The following is a 21,083-nucleotide window of genomic DNA, read 5'->3' as shown; positions in this document are numbered from 1 at the left end:
GTATTGCCGCCTAGTCGGCGGATTTGCCTTCCCGCTGCAGGACCACAGCCAGGATGACGATGACGCCCTGAATCGCGCCGTTCAGATAGGGCGACACGATCGAGGCAAGGTTCAGGATGTTGTCGATCAGGCTCAGGATCAGGACGCCGATCACGGTGCCCCAGACCCGGCCGAAGCCACCCTTCAGGACCGTGCCGCCGATGATCACCGCGGCGATGGCCTCCAGCTCCCACAAGACCCCGGTGGAGCCCGAGGCAGAGCCCAGCCGCGGCACGTACATGATGGTCGCCAGACCCACCAGCATGCCCAGAAGGACATAGGTGGCAATGCGCACCCGGTCGACCTTGACGGCGGAATACTTCGCCACCTGTTCGTTCGCGCCCAGGGCGGAACAGTGACGGCCGAAGGGCGTCTTGCGCATGGCCAGCTCGCCCAGGATGGCAACGGCCGCGAAGACGATGATCGGCCACGAGATGCCCAGGATCCCGTCGTAGTAGACCGGTCGGTAGAAGCCCCGCGCCTCGAAGTTCAGGGAAAGGGTGCCACCATCCGCCAGCCATGTGATCAGCGAACGGTAGATGCCCATGGACCCGAGGGTGACGATGAAAGGTTCGATCCCGACCTTGGCGATCAGGACGCCGTTGATCATCCCCGCCGCCAGCCCCGCGACAAGGGCCACGGCCATGCCGGCCAGGACCAGCGGCACGCCGATGCCAAGGACGGGGATCAGGGCGTTCATGGCCAGGATCATGACGCCGGCCACGAAGGCCGCCATGGATCCGACCGACAGGTCGATGCCGCCTGCCGTGATGACGAAAGTCATGCCCACGGCGATGATGCCGATGAAGGCCGACCGGGCCAGCACGTTGGTCACGTTGCCATAGCCCAGGAAGTTCGAATTCAGCGAGGCGCCCAGGATGACCAGCGCGATCAGCGCGAGCACGGGGCCAAGCGCGTGCAGGCTGATCCGCGGCCGCCCCCGGGTTCGGGTTGCATTGGCGCTGGTGTCGGTCATGAACTGGCTCCGGTCAGTTCGCCCACGCCCATGGCGCGGCGCAGGATCGCGTCTTCGGTGATCTCGTCCCCGGTCAGTTCGCCGGCGATATGGCCCCGCCCCATGACCACCACGCGCGAGGCGAGGCCGATCACTTCGGGCAGTTCGGAAGAGATGACGATGACGCTCTTGCCGGCCCGGGCAAGGGCGGCGATGAAATCGTAGATCTGTTGCTTGGTGCCGATGTCGATGCCACGGGTCGGTTCGTCGATGATGACGATCTGCGGGTCCGCCAGCATGGTCTTGGCCAGAAGCAGCTTCTGCTGGTTGCCCCCCGACAGCGAGCCCGCGACCATGTCCCGGTCCTTCACGCGGATGTCGAAATCTTCGATGGCCTGGGTCAGAGCGTCGTCTTCGGCCCGTTTGTCGATGGTGACGGTTCCGAATTTGTCCAAGGCCAGCAGGGTCAGGTTTTCCGTCAGGGATTTGCCCAGAAGCAGGCCCTTGTCCTTCCGATCCTCGGTCAGATAGACCAGCCCCGCCTGACGCGCGGCCAGGACCGATCCGGTCCGGATGGCCTTGCCGTTCACCGTCACGGTGCCCGATGCGGGGCGCAAGCCCACGACACCTTCCATCAGTTCGGTCCGCCCCGCACCCACAAGCCCGGCAAAGCCCAGCACCTCGCCCTTGCGAAGGGTGAAGCTGGCATCGCGGACCTTGCCCGGAACGGTCATGCCGCGGACCTCCAGAACCACGTCGTCGGCATGGGGCGGCTTGTCGGGGAACAGGTCGGTCAGTTCGCGGCCGACCATCGTCTCGGCCATCGCGTGTTCGCTGAACCCTTTGGCCGGACGGGTGGTGATATGGCTGCCGTCGCGCAGGACGGTAACGCGGTCGGCGATCCGCGCGATCTCGTCCAGCTTGTGCGAGGTATAAAGGATCGCGGTCCCGTGTGCCTTCAGCCGGGCAATCTGGTCCAGCAGCACGTCCGTTTCGCGCCCCGTCAGCACAGCGGTCGGTTCATCCATGATCAGGACCCGTGCCTTCCGCCCCAGCGCCCGGGCGATTTCGACCATCTGGCGATCCGGAACCGACAGGTCGCGGATCCGCGCCCGCGGGTCGACACGGCAATCCAGCCGGCCCAGCCATTCGCGCGCGTCGGCCTCCATGGCCTTGCGATCCAGGAACAGGCCGCGCCGCTTCTCGCGGCCCAGGAACAGGTTTTCCTCGACCGTCAGCTGCAGGGCCAGGTTGAATTCCTGATGTATCATCAGGATCCCGGCCTCTTCCGCCTGCCTCTGGTCGGCAAAGGTCACAGGTTGGCCGTCCAGCAGCAACTCGCCCCCCGAGGGCGGCAGATAGCCGGCCAGAATCTTCATCGTCGTCGACTTGCCGGCACCGTTTTCGCCGATCAGGGCGTGCACCTCGCCGGGGACCAGCGCGAAGTCGATGCCGTGCAACACCTCGATCGGGCCGAAGCTGCGGGTGACGCCGCGGGCTTCCAGAATCGCGGTCACAGTTGCACCCATGCGGCGTTGCGCGACGACGACCGGACGCAGGCCTCGACAAAGGCCACGCCTTCGACGCCGTCATCGATGCCCGGAACCAGAAAATCCGCGACCCCCGTGCCGGCGCGCGCGGCACGGATCGCCTTCGCTGCCGCCCCATAGATATTGGCGAAGGCCTCGAAGAACCCTTCGGGGTGGCCCGGCGGCATCCGGGTCAGGGCGCGCGCGACATCGGTTGTCACGGCCGAGGCGCGGGTGACGATGGCTTTCGCCCCGCCCAGCGGCGTCACGAACAGCTGGTTCGGATTTTCCTGCCGCCATTCCAGCCCGGCCTTGGTGCCGTAGACCCGCAGCCGCAGCCCGTTCTCTTCGCCCGCCGCCACCTGGCTGCACCACAGCGTCCCGCGCGCGCCCCCGTCGAAGCGGATCATCACATGGGCATTGTCGTCCAGCGCCCGGCCGAGAACGAAGCTCTGGAGATCGGCAGCTATGGCCTGCGGCACCAGACCGGTCACGAAGCGCATCAGATTCCAGGCGTGGGTGCCGATGTCGCCCGTGGCACCGCCTGCCCCGCTTTTCGTCGGATCGGTCCGCCAGGCGGCCTGCTTGTTGTCCCGGGCCGGCACTTCGGCCAGCCAGTCCTGTGCATATTCGACCTGGACCAGGCGGATGTCGCCCAGATCGCCGCGGGCGACTCTTTCCCGCGCCTCGCGCACCAAGGGATAGCCCGTGTAGTTGTGGGTTAGGAAGAACAGTGCATCGGACCTGTCCACCGCCGCCTTCATCTTCTTCGCATCGGCCAGCGTGCCGGTCACCGGCTTGTCGCAGATCACGTGGATCCCGCGCTTCAGGAATTCCCGCGCGACCGGAAGATGCATGTGGTTCGGCACCACGACCGATACCGCCTCGATCCCGTCCTTCAGCCGCGCCTCTCGTTTCGCCATCTCGACGAAGTCGGAATAGGTCCGGTCCGGGTCCAGCCCGACCTCGGCGGCCGAGGCCTGCGCCCTGTCCGGGGTCGAGGACAGCGCCCCCGCGACCAGCCGGAACTGTCCGTCCAGTCGCGCGGCGATGCGGTGGACGGACCCGATCATGGCCCCCTGCCCGCCGCCGACCATGCCCAGGCGGATCGGCCCCGTGCGGTCGGCAAACCGGCTCATCCCGCCAGCCCCAACATCCGGCGGTTGGCGGCCTCGTCCGCGCCGCCATCGGCGAAATCGTCGAAGGCATGGGGGGTAACGCGGATGATGTGGTCCTTGACGAAAGCCGCGCCTTCGCGGGCGCCGTCTTCGGGGTGCTTCAGCGCACATTCCCATTCGACCACGGCCCAGCCGTCGAAATCCATCGCTGCAAGTTTCGAGAAGATTGCCCCGAAATCCACCTGCCCGTCGCCCAGCGACCGAAACCGCCCAGCACGGTCGACCCAGGACTGGAAGCCGCCATAGACACCCTGCCGCCCCGTCGGGTTGAATTCCGCGTCCTTCACGTGGAAGGCGCCGATCCGGTCGGCATAAATGTCGAGGTTCTGAAGGTAATCCAGGCACTGCAGGACATAGTGGCTGGGATCGTAAAGCATCCTGGCGCGCGCATGTTGATCGACGCGGTCCAGGAACATCTCGAAACTGGCGCCGTCGTGCAGGTCCTCGCCCGGGTGGATTTCATAGCAGAGGTCGACACCGTGCGCGTCCGCCATGTCCAAGAGCGGCCGCCAGCGGGCCGCCAGTTCGTCGAAGGCCATTTCGACAAGGCCCGCGGGGCGCTGCGGCCAGGGGTAGACATAGGGCCAGGCCAGCGCGCCCGAAAAGGTCGGCAGCGCCGTCAGACCCAGATTGGCCGAAGCGCGGATGGCAAGCTGGACCTGTTCCACAGCCCAGGCCTGCCGCGCCGCGGGATTGCCGCGGACCGATGCGTCTGCGAACCCGTCGAAGGCCGCGTCATAGGCGGGGTGGACCGCGACCAGCTGGCCCTGAAGGTGGCAGGACAGTTCCGTGACAGCCACACCGTTTTCCGCCGCGCGGCCGGCCCAGTCCTGACAATAATCCCGGCTTTCCGCAGCCTGCCGAAGGTCGATCAGCCTGGATTCCCAGCTGGGCACCTGCACGCCGGCATAGCCGGTCCGCGCGGCCCAGGCGGTGATCCCGTCCCAGCTGTCGAACGGAGCGTCCGCACCGACAAACTGCGCGAGGAACAGCGCGGGTCCCTTGATGGTCTTCACAGCATCCTCCCTGCGTGCCCGTTTCTGCGCCGGACCAGCATGTAATCGTTTGCATGGGAAGGTGGCAAAGAATGAAATCGTTTACAAGGAATTTTTCACGGGCCATTCTGCGCCCCGGAAAGGGAGCTGCATGGACCGGAAAGTCACTACGATTCAGGATGTTGCGCGGGCCGCGGGGGTTTCAACTGCTACGGTTAGCAGGACCCTTGCAAAGCCATCCGTGGTTGCAAAGACGACTCGGGAAGCCGTTCTGACCGCCGTGGCCGAAACCGGCTATCGCGTGAATGCGACGGCATCGAACCTGCGCCGGCAGCGGACCGGATCGGTGATCGTGCTGCTGCCCAACATCGCCAACCCGTTCTTTGCCCAGATCCTCGCGGGCCTCGCCTCGGTCCTGACGCCAGCGCAATACGGGATGCTGATCGCCGACACCCAGTCGGGTCCCGACCCGGACGAACGGCTGACGCATTACCTGACCTCGGGCCAGGCGGACGGGCTGGTGCTGCTGGACGGCACCTTGTCGCCCGAAGCGCTGGAGATCCCGGGCCGGCCCCCCGTGGTCATGGCTTGCGAATGGATGGGGCGCGACCTGCCGTCTGTCCGCGTGGAAAACGGCCGGGGCGCCGCGATGGCCGTGGGCCACCTGGCACGCCTCGGCCACCGGGCCATCGGCCATGTCACCGGGCCGCAGGGCAATGTTCTGGCCGAAACCCGGTTGAAGGGGTTCCGCGGTGCGATGGAAGCCATTGGCCTGCCCCTGCACGAGGAGTGGATCCTGGAAGGCGACTTTACCATGGATTCCGGCGCCGCCGCCGCCCGCGCCTGGCTGACGATGGAGGATCGGCCGACGGCCCTTTTCTTCGCCTCGGACGAGATGGCGGCGGGGTTCATGGGCCTAGTGCAGCGGGCAGGCATTCGCGTGCCACAGGACCTGTCCATCGTGGGCTTCGACAATATCGAGATCGCCCAGCACCTCAGCCCCGCGCTGACCACGATCCGCCAGCCGCGCACCCATATCGGTGTCCGCGCGGCAGAACTGCTGCTGTCCATGATCGAAACCGGCACCCGCACCGGCCCGTCCGAGGTGATCGAGGTCGAGTTCATCCCCGGCGGCAGTGCCGGCCCGCCCCCGCCTGCGCGGTCCTGATCCGCCTCACCGGATGGAACTTTCCCCGGGCGGGGCGGTTGTCCCGAATGGGCGCGATGGTACGCCCCACTGGGAAAAGAAGCAGATGTTCGACGCCAAGACCCCGACCGCAAGCGACCCCGGGACTGCCAGCATGTGCGTCCTGTGCAATCCGCAGTCCGGCAAGAAGGACGCCAGGTCCGCCTGCGACGGGCTGGCCCGGATGTTCGAGGCCCGCGGCCTGAGCCCCGACATGGTGGAGCTGGACCCCGACATCGACCTGTCCGCCACGGTGCGCGAGGTCGTCGGAAAGGGGTACGATACCGTGGTCGCGGCCGGCGGCGACGGGACGATCTGCGGCGTGGCACAGGCCCTGAAGGGGACCAAGACGCGCATGGGTATCCTGCCCTGCGGGACCTTCAACTATTTCGCCCGGTCGCTTGGCATCCCCCAAGACGTGGAAGAGGCCGCAGAAATCATCGCCGCGGGCCACACCCATGCCCTGCGGGTCGCGATGCTGAACGACAAGGTCTTCCTGAACAACGCGAATTTTGGACTTTACCCCCACATCCTCCGCTCGCGCGAGGAGATCTATCAATTCTGGGGCCGCAGCCGCGCCGCCGCCTACTGGTCGGCGATCAAGGTTCTTTTCCGCTGGCCCCGCCCGCTGGAAATGGAGATCATCGCGAACGGCCAGCCCGCATCCGTCCGGACGCCGCTGGTCTTCGCCATCAACAATGCCTTCCAACTGAACGAAATGGGGCTGGACGGCGTGGACTGTATCGAGGACGGCAAGATGGTCCTGATGATCGCCCCCAACTGCGGCCGGCTGGGCATGATCCGCAGCGCCCTGGCGGTGCTGACGGGCAAGGCCGAACGCGACCGCGATTTCCACATGATCTGCGGCGACGACATCGAATTGCGCGCGGGCGGCAAGAAACTTCTGGTGGCGAGGGACGGCGAACGGACACGGATGCCGGGGCCGTTCCGCCTGACGCTAAGCCGGGAACCGCTGGACGTGATCGTGCCCGGGGACTTCGGAAATACCGTACGTTGAAACGACTGCTGCACCTTTCCGACCTGCATTTCGGCCGCACAAGGCCCGAATTGCTCGACCCGCTGATCGAGGAAGTCAACGGCCTGGACCCCGATCTTGTCGCCGTGTCCGGTGACCTGACCCAGCGCGCCCGGAACTGGCAGTTCATGCGCGCGCGCGAACTGATCGACCGGATCGCCGCGCCCTGCCTAATCGTGCCCGGCAACCACGATACACCGCTGGACCACCTGGTCGAACGGGTCTTCCGCCCCTGGCGCCGCTATCGCAAGTGGATCGCGCGGGACCTGGAACCGCAGGTGCATGACGCGGACTGGTCCGTGATCGGTGTGAACTCGGTCGACCATCTCAGCTGGCAGCGGGGCCACTTCGGCCATCACGCGATCAAGCTGGTGGAGGCGGGCTTTGCCGATACCCCGCCGGATGCATTCCGCATCGTCGTGGCGCATCACCCGCTGGACCAGCGGCCCGAGGACGACAAGGCCCTGACCCGCGGGGCGCGCGCCGCGCGGACCGCACTGGCGGATCTAAAGACGGATGTCGTGCTGTCGGGTCACCTGCACAGCTGGCGCGCCGATATCTTCCGGGCGGACGCTGATAACGATCCGGGGCCCCGATCGGTCCTGCAACTGCACGCCGGCACCGTCCTGTCCGACCGCCTGCGCGGCGAACCGAACGATTTCAACCTGCTGACGCTGGACGGAAACAAGGCGCGGATCGACCGGCACACCAGCCGACCGGATGGCAGCGGCTACCAGCTGGACCGCACCGTGCGTTTCACGCGGGATGCGGATGGCTGGCACCCGGCCTGAAGGGCCCCGGCCCCAACGGGCCGGAGCTGTCGCCTGTCAGGCGATCGCGACCAGTTCGACCTCGAAGGTCAGGTCCTTGCCGGCCAGCGGATGGTTGGCATCCAGGATGACCTCCTGTTCCGTCACATCGGCCACGACGACGTTCATGGCCTGACCGTCCTGCGTCTGGACCTGCAGCTGGGTGCCCGGATCGGTCGGGATGTGATCGGGCACGCTGTCCCGGGGAACGGCATGGACACGGTCGGGCTGATGCGCGCCATAGGCCTCTGTCGCCTCGACCCGGACAGTGCGCTTTTCGCCCACGGTCATTCCGGTCACGCCGGAATCCAGCCCCGGAATGATCTGGCCCGATCCCAGCTGGAACGTCAGCGGATCGCGCCCTTCGGAACTGTCGAAGACGGACCCGTCGTCGAGAGAGCCCTTGTAGTGAAGATGCAGCGTATCGCCCGGCTTTGCCTGGGTCATAGAGTGGTGTCCTTTCGGGAATAGCGTGAATTTGCCGAGGTCGCGCAGCGCACGGGTTGCTCGGTGCTTCGGCCCACAAGCTGGCAACTCCGACCCGGAATGTAAACCGTCCCGGGGCAAATTGTCCCTGTTTCCTGTTGTTTCCAACGATTTCACCCTCCTTGGACCGTAAAGCGGACGGTACCACCACGCCCTGTCTCGACATACGATGCACTGTCCGCAAAGTGAGCATCCGCACAGATATTCGCCCATAGGGTGATTTCAGGGTCACTCGTCCGAAAGGTTACGCCAATCGGACCCATAAGTTTTGCATCACAACCCTGAATGCGTATCATCATGAAATGAAATGCGCAGATTTCGACCCCCCAACTGTCTTTCCCGGGAATTACACCCGGGCCGCGTGCCCGGCCCGCGGCGAAAGATCGTTGCCTTGAACCCATAAGCGCCGGCCTGGCCCCCGCACGGCCGGCGATGTTGAACAAAAGACCTTCCAGAACGGAGCCACTGTCATGTCAGTCAGGATTATAGTCGGACTGGATGGCACGGAGACGGGTGAACGCGCCCTGGCCTTTGCCCGGGACCTCGCGTCCCACTACGAGGCCTGCGAGATCACCGTCGCCTATGTCATCGAATGGTCCCCCTTCACCTTCCAGACCGCGGAAGAAAACGAAAAGCGTCACAAGCGGCGGGAAGAGGAGATATCCATCGCGACAACGCGGATCGTGGCCCCGGCCGTGGATGCACTGAAAGAGGCGGGGTTCAACGCCAGCGGCGTCGTCAAGCATGGCGACGTGGCCGAGACGCTGAACCGGATCGCGGCGGACAACAATGCCTCGCAGATCGTCGTGGGCCGCACTTCCAGCGGCAGCATCACCAAGCGGATCTTCGGAAGCGCATCGCAGAACCTGGTCGTGATGGCCTCGGTGCCGGTCACGGTCGTGGTGTAAGGGGACTTTCATGAACCATTTCAAGATCTTTTCGACGGCAGCCGCCACCACCCTTCTTGCACCCGCCGCCATGGCCCAGGGCATCGATGCCAAGGTGAACGAGGCCTTCGCCACCGTCACCGGGCCCTTCGTCAACTTCATCTTCGCCCCGATCCCGGGGACCAGCTTTCCCTGGATCGTGCTGTGGCTGGTGGCCGCCGCCACGATCTTTTCCATCTATTTCGGTTTCGTGCAATTCCGCTTCTTCGGCCATGCGATCCGGCTGGTGAAGGGCGACTATTCCGATCCCAACGATGCGGGCGAGGTCAGCCATTTCCAGGCCCTGGCCACCGCCCTGTCGGGCACCGTGGGCCTGGGCAATATCGCGGGCGTCGCCGTGGCTGTCGGCATCGGCGGTCCCGGTGCCACCTTCTGGATGATCCTTGCGGGCCTATTGGGCATGGCGTCCAAGTTCACCGAATGCACCCTGGGCGTGAAGTTCCGCAACGAATATGCCGACGGGTCGGTTTCGGGCGGGCCGATGTACTATATCTCGAAAGGCTTCACCCAGCTGGGACTGCCGGGCGGCAAGATCCTGGCGGTCCTGTTCGCGATCTTCTGCATCCTGGGATCGCTGGGCGGCGGCAACATGTTCCAGTCCAACCAGGCCCATGCGCAGATCGCCAATATCGTCGGCGACTATCCCGGCTGGATCACCGGCATCGTCTTTGCCGCCATCGTCTATGCGGTGATCGTGGGCGGGATCAAATCCATCGCCAACGTGACCGAAAAGATCGTGCCCTTCATGGGCATCCTTTATGTCGGGTCCGCACTGGTCATCCTGATCGTGAACTATCACCTGATCGGCTGGGCCATCGGCCAGGTCTTCGCCGGCGCCTTTACCGGGCTGGGCGTGGCCGGCGGCATGGTCGGCGCGCTGATCCAGGGCTTCCGGCGGGCCGCCTTCTCGAACGAGGCGGGGGTCGGTTCCGCCGCCATCGCGCACTCGGCCGTCAAGACGAAGGAGCCGATCACCGAAGGTTTCGTGTCCCTGCTGGAACCGCTGATCGATACCGTCGTCATCTGCACCATGACCGCGCTGGTAATCATCATCTCGCAGCAGCTGATCATGGAGGAGACATCGGGCCACTACCTGATGAACGAGGCCGGAACCGGCATCGCCACCGTCGGCGGCAATACCGGCGTGGCGCTGACCTCGGCCGCGTTCGGATCGTCGATCAGCTGGTTCCCGTACCTGCTGGCCGTCGCGGTGATCCTCTTCGCCTTCTCGACCATGATCTCGTGGAGCTATTATGGCCTGAAGGCGTGGACCTACCTGTTCGGCGAAGGGAAGACGACGGAGCTGCTCTTCAAGATCATCTTCTGCGTCTTCGTCGTGATCGGCGCGGCGGCCAGCCTTGGTCCGGTCATCGATTTCTCGGACGCGGCGATCTTTGCCATGGCGGTGGTCAACATCGCGGCACTTTACCCGCTGATGAAGCTCGTGAAAGCGGAACTCGACAGCTACTCCGCCCGCCTGAAGAGCGGCGAAATCAGGGCCTTCAAGCACTGATCGGGCATGAAACACCCCCCGGCAGGTGCATTTGCCGGGGGGATGCAAGGGACGTGACGATCCGGTCGATGCCGGATCAGTAGACGGCTTCCAGCTTGGACGCCTGCATCGGATCCTTCCGGACCTCTTCCACGCAGACCCGCAGGTCCCGCAGATAATCCTGTTGCGCCTGGCCGCCGTGGATCATCGACAGCATCGCATGCATGCCGCGCGGCGCCTTGGTCAGACCCGGCAGCCAGCCCATGTCATACATCCGCTCGGCTACCGCCAGGATGTTCAGGCCGGTCGATCCGTAGTTGATGATCGAAACGTCGGGCTTCGCCCACATCTCCAGCCCCTCGATGGCCGTGATCCCGGCGACATAGCCGTCGACCATCTCGGCCAGCCGGCGGGCGGCATCGCGGTATCCGTCCTCGCCCAGGAAATTCAGCACCGCCCAAGCCCCGGCCACGGCGCCGCCGGGCCGCGTGCCGGCCAGCGTCTGGGTCGCGAAGGCACCGCTGGGCCAGGCGTCAGCCCTGAAGGTCGCGCGGTCCAGATCCTCGGCCCGGCGATAGAAGACGGTCGAGGCCGGCTTGGGGCAGAACCCGAACTTGTGCAGGTCCGCCGACAGCGACCGCACCCCTTCGAAACGAAAGTCGAAATCCGGGGTCGGGCGGCCGTTTCGGGTGAAGAAAGGCGCGATCCATCCGCCAACGCAGGCGTCGACATGCAGCCATGTGCCCGCCTTCAGCGCCAGCGCGCTGAGTTCGTCGATCGGGTCGATGACGCCATGCGGGAAACACGGGGCGGAGCCCACCAGCGTCATCGTATTCTCGTCGATCAGGTCGGCCATGGCGGCGACGTCGACGCGCTTGTCCTCGCGCAGGGGGGCGCGGCGCATCTCGATATCCATGGCATTCGCGGCCTTGTCGAAGGCCGGGTGCACGGTGATTGGGACCACCATGTTCAGCGCCGCCTCGCGCCCCTTGCCCGTCCGGGCGCGGAATGCGTCGCGTGCCGCCTTCATGGCGATGAAGATGCTTTCGCTGCCGCCCGAGGTAAAGGCCCCCGCCGCGCCGTCCGGCGCGCTGAACAGGCCAAGGCCGAAATCCAGCACGTCCTTTTCCATCGACGCGATGCCGAAGAAGGCGCGCGTCCGGCCCAGGGCGTTTTCGCTGAAACATTCGAAGAAGGCGTCGCGGCCGACGTTGTAGGTTTCCTCGTCGTTGCGGAACACGAAGACCGGCGAACGCCCGTCTTTCCAGGCAAGATCCCCGGCCGAGCGGCTGCGGATTTCGGCCTGAAGATCGTCCCAGCTGCGGCCGGTGGCGGGAAAGGGGGTGCGGTCGGTCATGTCCGGTCGTCCTTGGTCTTTTGGGAAAGGCGCGCGTCAGGCGCGGTCGGAAAGGTATTCGATGATCCGCTGCGTGCCGTCCTGCAGGTCGCGGGTGATGATGGCGCGGGCCTGGGCGGCATTGCGGGCCCGCAGGGCCTTCAACAGGGCAGCGTGGTTGTCATAGCCCGCCAGCGTCCGGCGATAGGTGGGCGACAGCCGGTTCCGAGTGGGGCCGGCCCGCAACCACAACCGATCGATGATCCCCATCAGCGTGGGCAGGCCCGACGCGCGATAGACCGTCAGGTGGATCTTGGAATCCATCCGCAGCGCGTCGCGCAGACGGTCCTCGCGGATGGCCTCGGCCAGCGTCTCGTTGATCTCTTCCAACACATCGATCTGGGCGTCGGTGATCAGGGGCACCGCCGCCTCGACCGCCATGGGTTCCAGCGCCAGACGGATCTTTGCGATCTCTCGGTATTCCTCCAGCGTGAGCGTGGCCGCCGTGTAGGTCCGGTGGGCCGAGACATCCAGCGCGCCTTCGTTGCCCAATCGCATCATCGCCTCGCGCGCAGGTGTCAGGCTGACGCCCAGGTCCTTGCAGACGCCGCGGGCGGTGATCTTCTCGCCCGGCTCCCAGATGCCGATCAAAAGACCCTGCCGCAGCCGGTCATAGACCTGTTCCGTTAGCGTCGCCGCCCGGTCCACCGTCTGCATCCCCGGCGTCTCGATCACGGACCGCAGCATCTGTTCCAGATTTTCCGCCATCACTCCTGCCCCCTTTTCTTCAGTTCTTGTGTTCGCGCGCACCGACAAAGCGCTTTTCGATCCGGCGGCCGTACCATGAAATGGCCCCGCACATGATCCCGTAGACCAGACCGGCAAAGACATAGGCTTCGACATAGAAACCGATCCAGTCCGGGTCGGCGAGAGAGGCCTTGGTGGTGCCCAGGAAGTCCATCATCGCCACGATGACCACCAGCGACGTGCCCTTCAGCGCCGCGATGATCATGTTCACGATGGCCGGCAGCACGATCACGAAGGCCTGCGGCAGGATCACCTTCAGCATCATCGGCCAATAGCGCAGGCCCAGCGATGCGCAGGCCTCGTACTGGCCCTTGGGCAGCGATTGCAGCCCGCCGCGCAGGACCTCGGCCATGTAGGCGGCAAAGAAGACGACGATGCCGGCCAGCGCCCGGCCGATGCCCCCGGGGGTCAGCCCTTCGGGCAGGATCACCGGCAGCAGGATCGACGCCATGAAGAGGACGGAAATCAGCGGAACGCCGCGGATCGCTTCGACATAGATCGTGGCGGCCACCTTGAAGACCGGCAGTTTCGACGTCTTGGCCAGCGCCACGGGAACCGACAGGACCAGACCGAAGCCCACCCCGAAGACGGTCAGCAGGATGGTCAGCGGCAGACCGCCCCATTCGGCGCTGGGGACCGGCGTCAGCCCAGGCACACCGCCCGCCATCAGCAGGAAGTAGGTGGCAAGGCCCACTGCCCAGGCCACGCCCAGCTTGCGCCCCCAGAACGTCGGCGTCAGCGAAGCCGCGACCAGCAGGACCAGAAGCGCCGTGGCCACGCCCGCGCGCCATTGCTGGTCCAGCGGGAAGCGGCCGAAGAAGATCAGCCGGCTCTTGTCCCGGATGAAGGCCCAGCAGGCCCCCGACCCCTGCGGGCAGGCGCTGCCGTCGGTGCCGCTCCAGACCGCGTCGATCAGGCCCCATTCGACGATTGGCTTCAGGATCGCGATGAAGGCCACCAGCGCCACGAGGTTCATCAGCGCCGCGGTCGGCGTCTTCACCAGTTCCTTCAGGCCTGCGATCAGCGGCGGATGGGTCCGGACCTGTTGCATCATCGCTGCTCCAGCTGGACGCGCGCATTGGCGAGGTTCAGGAGCGCCGAGATGATCAGGCTGAGCGTCAGGTAGATGATCATGATCAGCGCGATGCATTCGATCGACCGGTTGGTTTCGGCCAGCGTGATGTTGGCGACACGGACCACCTCCGGATAGCCGATGGCCACGGCGAGCGAGCTTTCCTTGGTAATGTTCAGGTAGGAATTGGTCATCGGCGGGGTGATGATCCGCAGGGTCTGCGGGATGATCACCAGCCGCATGATCTGGCGACGGTGCAGGCCCAGGGCCAGCGCAGCCTCTGTCTGGCCCTTCGGGATGCCCTGGATGCCGGCGCGGATGATTTCCGCGTTGAAGGCCGCAGTATAGAGCGTCAGGCCGATCACCATGGCGGCGAATTCGGGGCTGAGCGTCCAGCCGCCCTTGAAGTTAAAGCCCGCCAGATGCGGAAGATCGACACTCAGCGGCGCACCGAAGGCCAGGAACACGGCAAGCGGCGGAACCAGCACCAGCGCGGCGCGCCAGCCGGCGGAGATTTGCGTATCGCGCTGGCGGGCGATGCGCGAGACGATCACGGCCGCGGCGACGCCAAGGGCCAGGGCCAGCGCCATCCAGCCATAGGCGACGTGACCCACGATGCCGGGAATGAAAAGGCCGCGATTTGTCAGGTACACGCCATCGACCGGCGACAGCGCCTGCCGCACAACGGGCAGGCCGCGGATCAGGAAGGTGTGCCAGAAGATCAGCTGCAGCAGCAACGGCATGTTGCGGAAGATTTCGATATACAGCCGGCAAAGACGCGCGGTCAGGACGCTGGGCGACAGCTGACCCAGCGCGATCATCAGCCCCAGCACGGTCGACAGGACGATCCCGCAGATCGCGACCTTCACCGTGTTCAGAATCCCGACCAGGAAGGCGCGGCCATAGGTGTCGCCCGCGCCATAGGGGATCAGGCTTTCGCCCAGCTGAAAACTGGCCCGGTCCCACAGGAAGCCGAACCCGGATTGCACGGCGTCGCGTCCTTCGACGGACGCCGCGTTCTGAACCATCCCCCAGACCACCAACACGACCAGCGCGACGAAGGCCAGTTGCGCCTGGACGTCGCGCTGCCGCAAGAGGGCGGTCAGGCGCATCCCGTTGGATGCGCCCAGGAGAAGGGCCCCGGCCTTCATTACTGCCAGCCGGGGGCGGTCATGGCACCGCCGTCACGCACCAGCGCGTTCAGGCCGCGCGGAACCTGCAGGGGGCTGTTGGCCCCAAGGTTGTTGTCGTAGAACTCGCCATAGTTCCCGACCGCCTTGATCACGTTGACCATCCAGTCGTTGGCGACGCCCATGTCGGCCCCGATATTGCCATCCACGCCCAGCAGGCGCTGGACCCGCGGATCGGTCGAATTGGCGACCATGTCGTCCACGTTCTCCTTCGTCACGCCCAGTTCCTCGGCCGTGACCATGCCATAGTGCATCCACTGCAGCAGCTTGTAGAACCGGGGCGATCCTTCGCGGATGAACGGTGCCTCGAAGCTTTTCGCGATCACGTCCTCGAAGATGACATGGTCCTCGGGGTTTTCGGCCATCTTGTTGCGACGGATCGCCAGGTAGGGCGGCTCCATCGTGACGGCGTCGCAGCGGTTGTCGAAATACATGGCGAAAAGCTGGTCGCCGTTTTCCGCCGCGACCGGCGTGAAGGACATGTTGTGGGCCGCGAAGTAATCGGCCAGGTAGCGTTCGGTCACCGTGCCCGCCAGGACGCAGATCGTGGCACCGTCCATCTGGTCATAGTCGGTGGCGCCGGTTTCCTTGTGGACCATCAGCCCCTGCCCCGACAGCATGTTCGGCCCGATGTAGTCGAAGCCCAGCGTGGTATCGCGGGAAATGGTAGCCGTGACGCTGCGCGACAGGATGTCGATTTCGCCCGAGGCCAGCACCGGAAATTTCTGTGCACCGGTCACGGCGACGAACTTGACCTTGTCCGGCGTGCCGAAGATCGCGGCCGATGCAGCCTTGCAGAAGTCGACGTCGAAGCCGCTCCAGTTGCCGTTGTCGTCCAGGTAGCCGACGCCCGCCAGGTAATCCAGCGTGCCGCAGGTCAGCTCGCCCCGGTCCTTGATCTCGTCCAGCAGGTCCGCGGCCGCGGCACCGGTGGCGGTCAGCCCGACCACGGCGGCCATCGTCGTCAGAAGACGCATTCTCATGGTTTCACCCTCACTGTGTTGTGACCTGTGGTCCGGCCCATGCCCGGTCACGAAGGCGCAGGCCTTGTCGATACACGATATGTGCAATGCGATATATCACATGTCAATCTTGGAGTCGCGTTCAGCCGCGAAAACCGTGCAGGCTCTGCGCTTGAAAGAACGGGTCCTGCGCGATGGCGGAGATTGCCGTGGGCGGTCCGGGTGACTAGCTGGAAGGCAACGAGAAACGAAGTTTGTCCGCGTCACCGGAGATACATTTATGAAAAAGATCGGTTTTCTGTCCTTCGGGCACTGGAACCCCGAACCGGGTTCGCCCCTGCAGACCGCGGGCGAGACGCTGAAGCAATCCATCGAGCTGGCCGTCGCGGCCGAGGAACTTGGCGTCGACGGCGCTTATTACCGGGTCCATCACTTCGCGCGGCAGCTTGCCTCGCCCTTCCCGCTTCTGGCGGCGGTGGGCGCGCGGACCTCGAAGATCGAGATCGGCACCGGCGTCATCGACATGCGCTATGAAAACCCGCTCTACATGATCGAGGACGCGGGCTCGGCCGACCTGATCGCGGGGGGCCGGCTGCAGCTGGGGATCAGCCGCGGCTCGCCCGAACAGGTGATCGAAGGCTGGCGCTACTTCGGCTATGGCCCGGCCGAAGGCGAGGATCCTTCCGACATGGCCCGCCGCCATGCGGAAATCTTTCTGCAGCACCTGGATGGCAAAGGCTTCGCCCAGCCGAATCCCAGCCCGATGTTCCCCAATCCCCCCGGCCTTCTGCGGCTGGAGCCGCATTCGCCGGGCCTCAGGAACCGCATCTGGTGGGGCTCTGCCTCGAACGCGACGGCGGTCTGGGCCGGCCAGATGGGGATGAACCTGCAAAGTTCGACCCTGAAGGTGGACGAATCCGGCGAGCCGTTCCACGTCCAGCAGGCAAAGCAGATCCACGCCTTCCGCAAGGCCTGGGCCGAAGCCGGGCACGCCCACGAACCGCGCGTGTCGGTCAGCCGGTCGATCTTCGCGCTGATGAACGACACCGACCGGATGTATTTCGGCCGCGGTGGCAAGGACAGCGACCAGGTCGGCCATATCGACAACTTCCGCGGGATCTTCGGCCGCAGCTATGCCGACGAACCCGACCGCCTGATCGAGCAGCTGAAAGAGGACGAGGCAATTGCCGAAGCCGATACGCTGCTGCTGACGGTGCCGAACATGCTGGGTGTCGAATACAACGTCCACGTGATGGAAAGCATCCTGACCCATGTCGCGCCGGCACTTGGCTGGCGCTGACCGCATCTACTTCCCGATTACCCCGCGGGCCGACCCGGCGATCAGCCGGGCGGCTTCCGACAACGGCCCCACGGGCGGCAGCGTGCTGCGACAGCAGAAGTAGCGCGGGTGCCATTCCGGGTCGAATTTCGACTTGAAGCGGCGCAGCCCTTCAAAGCTGTAGAACCGGTGCCCGTGGGCATAGATCAGGTTCCCGAACCGCGCCCACAACGTCGCCCCCTTGCGGCCCGGCAGCCCGGCGAAGGGCACCATGCCCAGGCTGAACTCTGCCTTGCCTTCGGCCTTCATGGCCAACAACAATTCGATGAACAGGAACTCCATTGCCCCCGTGGGTGCGGGCGAGCCATAGCGCATCAGGTCGATGGCGGCGCTGCGGTCGGATTCCATGATGTTCGCAAAGGCGCAGATCGCCCCGTTCAGTCGCACCACGGCGATCCGCGTCCGGTTCAGCCAGGCGGGATCGAAGCGACCGACGGAAAAGCTCTTTTCGCGCGCGGATTGTTCGGACAGCCAGGCATCGGACAGGCGCCTCAGATCCTCGATCAGTTCCGGCGCACGATCCAGCGTCACCAGTTCGAAGGTCAGGCCGTCCCGCTGCGCGCGGTTATGCGTGGTGCGCAGTCGCTTGCGGTCCGGCCCGTCCAGCGAGAACTGGGCCAGCGGGATCAGTGCCTCCTCTCCCATCTTGTGCAGGGACAGGCCCATGTCGATGGCCTGCGGCGCATAGTTCGCGGGCACCTCGTAGAAGACGGGCCGCGCGCCGGCCGCGCGAGCTGCATCGCGGAATTCCCAGGACAGGTCTTCCACGTCCTCGGCCGCGCCGACGGGGGCGCCCATGGCGATCCAGGATCCGCCCTTGACCCCGTAGGCCAGGACCGACTGGCCGGCGGGACCGAACATCAGGGTCTTGTCGCCGGTCACCTTGATCATGTCGGACCCGTCGCCGAATTGGCCGATGATCGCCGCGGCGCGCTGCAACGCCTCCTCGTCCGGGGCGACTGTGGTGGCGCGGGCCACCCGCAGACCGGTGAAGATCAGGATTGCCGCCAGCACCACGCAGACCGCCAGCGCGACCCGTGCCGCGGTGTCCGTCGGACTTCCGCCCGCAAGCGCCCACCAGACCGTGTTCTGGGGCACGAAACCGGTCTCTACCAGCACCACGGCTGCGCCCAGCGAGGCCAGGATCGACCCGACCAGAAACGACCAGCGTGGCGACAGCACCCCCCGGGACAGCCGCGCAGTGCGATAGAATTCGCGCCGGCAGGGCCACAGGATCGCGGCCACCGCCGCAAGCGTGGCCACGCGTCCCGCATCGTGGGTCTGCACGACCGCAAGGACGATACCGAACAGCAGGGCGATCTGCACGATCCAGTAGGCCATGCGCGACCGGTGCATCAGCGGGATCGACAGCACCGACATCAGCGCCCCCACCACCGACGATATCAGCGGACCGCCCGCCACCATGGCCAGGGGGAGCAGCGTCTCCAGTTCCTCGAACCTGCGATCGAACACCGGGAACAGCCCTGCGAACATCATGAAGAGACCCGCAGCCAGCACCAGCGTACCGGTCGCGGCCGGGATCATCGACCGGCCGGCCTTGACCACCGGCGCCAGCGCCTTGACCTGCGGCACCCGCGCGCCAGCCGCGCTCCAGATTTCCATGACCGACAGCAGCACCAGCGCCAGCATGAAGGGCAGCAGGAAATAGATCAGCCGGTAAAGCAGCAGCGCCGTCACCACGTCCTCGACCGGGACGGCGGCGGGCATGGCCGCGATAAAGATGCTTTCGAAGACGCCGATGCCGCCCGGCACGTGGCTGGCCACGCCGATGATGGTGGCGATGGAGAAGATCGCCAGCACCTCGACAAAGGGCAACGCGCCGTTGGGCAGAAGGATGTAAAGCGCCAGCGCGGCGGTCACGATATCGGCGAAGGTGATCAGCAGTTGACGCACCATGTCGCCGCGGCCCGGCGCCGTCAGCCTGAAATGACCGATCTTCAGCGTGCCCCGCCGTCCGGCAACCACGGCACCAATGGCCAGGATCACCGCCGTGGCCGTCAGCGCGCCGCTGCGTATCGTGGTTTCGGACCAGGGCAGCAGGTCTGCCAGCGCATCGGGCATCGCGGCCAGCGCCACCAGGCCGATCAGGGTCGATCCCACGCCGAAGGCCGTGGCCGCGAATGTGGAAATCGCCGCCACCTCGTAGGCGTTCATTCCCAGCGCCGAATAGATCCGGTAGCGCACCGCGCCCCCCGACACGAGGCTGAGCCCGATCGTGTTCCCCAGCGCATAGCCCAGGAACCCGCCAAGCGCGACCGAGGACGCCGGTGCCGTCTTGCCCAGGTAGCGCAGGGCCGACCAGTCGTAACAGATCAGCGAGGCGTAGCTGGCCACCGTCGCCAGAAGCGCGCCGGCAACCAGATGGGGCGGCGTGTTCAGTACCTGGTGCAGCACCGTCCGCAGGTCGAGAGGTTCCAGAAGGTGGTAAAGCGCCCAGGCCCCCGCCAGGAACAGCAGCACCGTGATGATGCGAGGCGCATTGCGTTTCAGCCCGGCCACGAGTCCCGTGGCGTCAGACCGGGCGGCGTGTTCCGCCGCCGGCGCTTCGGAGGAAATCAGCTGGGTTTCCGTCATCGTTGCGTCATCATTCGTTTCCCGACGGTAACGGCAGGCCTTGCCGACAGACAAGCCCGCAACCGGAACGACCACGTTGTACGTCCCGGAGAACCTTGGTTTTAGCGATGGACAATTACCATTTCCCTAGCCCGCCCCGCCGACACGGGCAGGCCCTGCCCGGGCAACTATGCAGCGTTTACAGAATTTTGAAGGTGCCGGCTAGATGCGCCTGAACCTGTCCGGCTGCGTCTCCATCCCGCGGCGTCGCGGGACTGTCCCCTGTCCTATTGTCCCGCAGTCCGGGCATCCAAATGTCGCAACATGGTTTCAGTCCCCTTCGCACTTTCAACGAACGAAAAACCGGATATCGTTCCGTTACTTGACGCATGTAAAATCGATCCCTGCCGCGGCAGTCCGGACTTAGACGAAAACGATGCGACGAAGCGGCCCGAATTCCAGCTCGGCCGCACCATGCAGCGGGCGCAGGTGGTGCGTGTCAATGTACTGGGCCACGAAGGCGGACGGAGAGCGGACCCGCAACGTTCCGTCCTCGACAGTCTCGAAGGTCAGGCCGGCGTACCAGTTCCTGTAAAGGCCAGGGTCCGACAGTTGCAGCCGCTGCTGGACCCGGCCCCAGGGCGTGTTCCCGCTGACCTCGGCCTGCGGGCGGGTTCCGAAATCTACGCGAACGACCTTCTCCTCCGGCTCTAGCGTTCGTGCCTCCATCCGGGCGGAAAAGTCGGGCCCGACCTCGGACCAGGTTTCCGACGACCTGCGGGCGATTTCGGCCTGGTTCAGGCGATAGGCAGCCACCCTGCCCCGCTGCCCGGGCCGCAACTGCAACAGTATGCCCGCAGTCACCAGCCGTTTTACCTCGCGCTTGACGGTCCGTTCGTCCACGCCCCACAGTCGGGCCATGTCGCGCTGTCCGACCGTCACCTCGTCCCGGGCCCAGTTGTAGCGGGCCGTTACCAGGGCGATCAGGCGCAGCATCGACATCCGTTCGGTCACGGTGCCGCGCAGCCCGATGACCGAAAGAGCGGTCAGAAGGTCATACTTCTGCGCCCCGGCCTGTGGCCCGGTGAAACGTTTTGCGTCCATGTCTCTGTTCTGCTCGTTTGCCTGCCGGGTCCGGTGTTGTTCACCGA

Annotated in this window: 18 protein-coding genes; 6 read left to right on the top strand and 12 right to left on the bottom strand. The window is 65.5% G+C overall.

Annotated features, from left to right (window positions below):
* Nucleotides 1-10 precede the first annotated feature (10 nt).
* From FQK05_RS18370 to FQK05_RS18355, 4 genes are read right to left on the bottom strand one after another with little or no spacing between them, the layout of a single operon-like run.
* On the bottom strand, nt 11-1,015 hold the full coding sequence (locus FQK05_RS18370) for an ABC transporter permease (protein ID WP_158969581.1): 1,005 nt from the start codon (nt 1,013-1,015) through the stop codon (nt 11-13).
* On the bottom strand, nt 1,012-2,523 hold the full coding sequence (locus tag FQK05_RS18365; RefSeq protein ID WP_158969579.1) for a sugar ABC transporter ATP-binding protein: 1,512 nt from the start codon (nt 2,521-2,523) through the stop codon (nt 1,012-1,014). Before FQK05_RS18365 ends, FQK05_RS18370 begins: the two co-directional genes overlap by 4 nt.
* Nucleotides 2,508-3,662, bottom strand: coding sequence for a Gfo/Idh/MocA family protein (locus FQK05_RS18360; RefSeq protein WP_158969577.1), 1,155 nt, complete (start codon nt 3,660-3,662; stop codon nt 2,508-2,510). The genes FQK05_RS18365 and FQK05_RS18360 overlap by 16 nt, the downstream gene beginning before the upstream one ends.
* Nucleotides 3,659-4,717 carry a sugar phosphate isomerase/epimerase family protein gene (locus tag FQK05_RS18355; RefSeq protein ID WP_158969575.1) on the bottom strand — a complete coding sequence of 353 codons (1,059 nt, stop codon included), beginning with the start codon at nt 4,715-4,717 and terminating at the stop codon, nt 3,659-3,661. Before FQK05_RS18355 ends, FQK05_RS18360 begins: the two co-directional genes overlap by 4 nt.
* Before the next feature lie 130 nt (nt 4,718-4,847).
* Here FQK05_RS18355 and FQK05_RS18350 point away from each other — a divergent pair, with 130 nt between their 5' ends.
* From FQK05_RS18350 to FQK05_RS18340, 3 genes are all read left to right on the top strand, one after another.
* Complete coding sequence (locus FQK05_RS18350; protein ID WP_158969573.1) at nt 4,848-5,864, top strand: LacI family DNA-binding transcriptional regulator; 1,017 nt, start codon at nt 4,848-4,850, stop codon at nt 5,862-5,864.
* 85 nt (nt 5,865-5,949) lie between these two features.
* Nucleotides 5,950-6,900, top strand: a complete 951-nt coding sequence (locus FQK05_RS18345; RefSeq protein WP_158969571.1) for a diacylglycerol/lipid kinase family protein — start codon at nt 5,950-5,952, stop codon at nt 6,898-6,900.
* Nucleotides 6,897-7,709 carry a metallophosphoesterase family protein gene (locus tag FQK05_RS18340; protein ID WP_158969569.1) on the top strand — a complete coding sequence of 271 codons (813 nt, stop codon included), beginning with the start codon at nt 6,897-6,899 and terminating at the stop codon, nt 7,707-7,709. Before FQK05_RS18345 ends, FQK05_RS18340 begins: the two co-directional genes overlap by 4 nt.
* Nucleotides 7,710-7,745: 36 nt before the next feature.
* Here the strand turns inward: FQK05_RS18340 and FQK05_RS18335 are convergent, their stop codons facing one another.
* Nucleotides 7,746-8,174 carry an FKBP-type peptidyl-prolyl cis-trans isomerase gene (locus FQK05_RS18335; protein ID WP_158969567.1) on the bottom strand — a complete coding sequence of 143 codons (429 nt, stop codon included), beginning with the start codon at nt 8,172-8,174 and terminating at the stop codon, nt 7,746-7,748.
* Between the two features lie 509 nt (nt 8,175-8,683).
* Between FQK05_RS18335 and FQK05_RS18330 the strand changes: the two genes are divergently transcribed.
* A complete protein-coding gene (locus tag FQK05_RS18330) occupies nt 8,684-9,121 on the top strand; it encodes a universal stress protein (protein ID WP_158969564.1) in 438 nt (145 codons plus the stop codon).
* A 10-nt stretch (nt 9,122-9,131) separates the two neighbouring features.
* Entirely contained in the window at nt 9,132-10,673 is a 1,542-nt protein-coding gene (locus FQK05_RS18325; protein ID WP_158969562.1) for an alanine/glycine:cation symporter family protein, read from the top strand.
* A 76-nt stretch (nt 10,674-10,749) separates the two neighbouring features.
* Here the strand turns inward: FQK05_RS18325 and FQK05_RS18320 are convergent, their stop codons facing one another.
* The 5 genes from FQK05_RS18320 to FQK05_RS18300 are packed head-to-tail and all read right to left on the bottom strand — an operon-like array spanning nt 10,750 to nt 16,040.
* Nucleotides 10,750-12,009: a pyridoxal phosphate-dependent decarboxylase family protein gene (locus FQK05_RS18320; protein ID WP_158969560.1), complete on the bottom strand. Its 1,260-nt coding sequence runs from the start codon at nt 12,007-12,009 to the stop codon at nt 10,750-10,752.
* Nucleotides 12,010-12,045: 36 nt separating this feature from the next.
* Nucleotides 12,046-12,756 (bottom strand): GntR family transcriptional regulator, encoded by a 711-nt coding sequence (locus FQK05_RS18315; RefSeq protein WP_158969558.1) that lies wholly within the window; start codon nt 12,754-12,756, stop codon nt 12,046-12,048.
* 19 nt (nt 12,757-12,775) lie between these two features.
* On the bottom strand, nt 12,776-13,849 hold the full coding sequence (locus FQK05_RS18310) for an amino acid ABC transporter permease (protein ID WP_158969556.1): 1,074 nt from the start codon (nt 13,847-13,849) through the stop codon (nt 12,776-12,778).
* Nucleotides 13,846-14,979 carry an amino acid ABC transporter permease gene (locus tag FQK05_RS18305; RefSeq protein ID WP_158969539.1) on the bottom strand — a complete coding sequence of 378 codons (1,134 nt, stop codon included), beginning with the start codon at nt 14,977-14,979 and terminating at the stop codon, nt 13,846-13,848. Before FQK05_RS18305 ends, FQK05_RS18310 begins: the two co-directional genes overlap by 4 nt.
* A 38-nt stretch (nt 14,980-15,017) precedes the next feature.
* Nucleotides 15,018-16,040 carry an amino acid ABC transporter substrate-binding protein gene (locus tag FQK05_RS18300; RefSeq protein WP_158969537.1) on the bottom strand — a complete coding sequence of 341 codons (1,023 nt, stop codon included), beginning with the start codon at nt 16,038-16,040 and terminating at the stop codon, nt 15,018-15,020.
* Nucleotides 16,041-16,299: 259 nt separating this feature from the next.
* Here FQK05_RS18300 and FQK05_RS18295 point away from each other — a divergent pair, with 259 nt between their 5' ends.
* Nucleotides 16,300-17,319 (top strand): LLM class flavin-dependent oxidoreductase, encoded by a 1,020-nt coding sequence (locus tag FQK05_RS18295; RefSeq protein ID WP_158969535.1) that lies wholly within the window; start codon nt 16,300-16,302, stop codon nt 17,317-17,319.
* A 6-nt stretch (nt 17,320-17,325) separates the two neighbouring features.
* Here FQK05_RS18295 and mprF read toward each other — a convergent pair whose 3' ends face one another.
* Together mprF and FQK05_RS18285 are read right to left on the bottom strand one after the other, a co-directional pair.
* Nucleotides 17,326-19,953, bottom strand: a complete 2,628-nt coding sequence (mprF, locus tag FQK05_RS18290; RefSeq protein ID WP_158969533.1) for a bifunctional lysylphosphatidylglycerol flippase/synthetase MprF — start codon at nt 19,951-19,953, stop codon at nt 17,326-17,328.
* 402 nt (nt 19,954-20,355) lie between these two features.
* Nucleotides 20,356-21,036, bottom strand: a complete 681-nt coding sequence (locus tag FQK05_RS18285) for a hypothetical protein (RefSeq protein WP_158969531.1) — start codon at nt 21,034-21,036, stop codon at nt 20,356-20,358.
* Between the last annotated feature and the right edge of the window lie 47 nt (nt 21,037-21,083).

Origin of the sequence: Chachezhania sediminis (assembly GCF_009765275.1) — a bacterium.
Taxonomy (GTDB): domain Bacteria; phylum Pseudomonadota; class Alphaproteobacteria; order Rhodobacterales; family Rhodobacteraceae; genus Chachezhania; species Chachezhania sediminis.
This window is presented reverse-complemented; position numbering and strand designations above follow the sequence as displayed.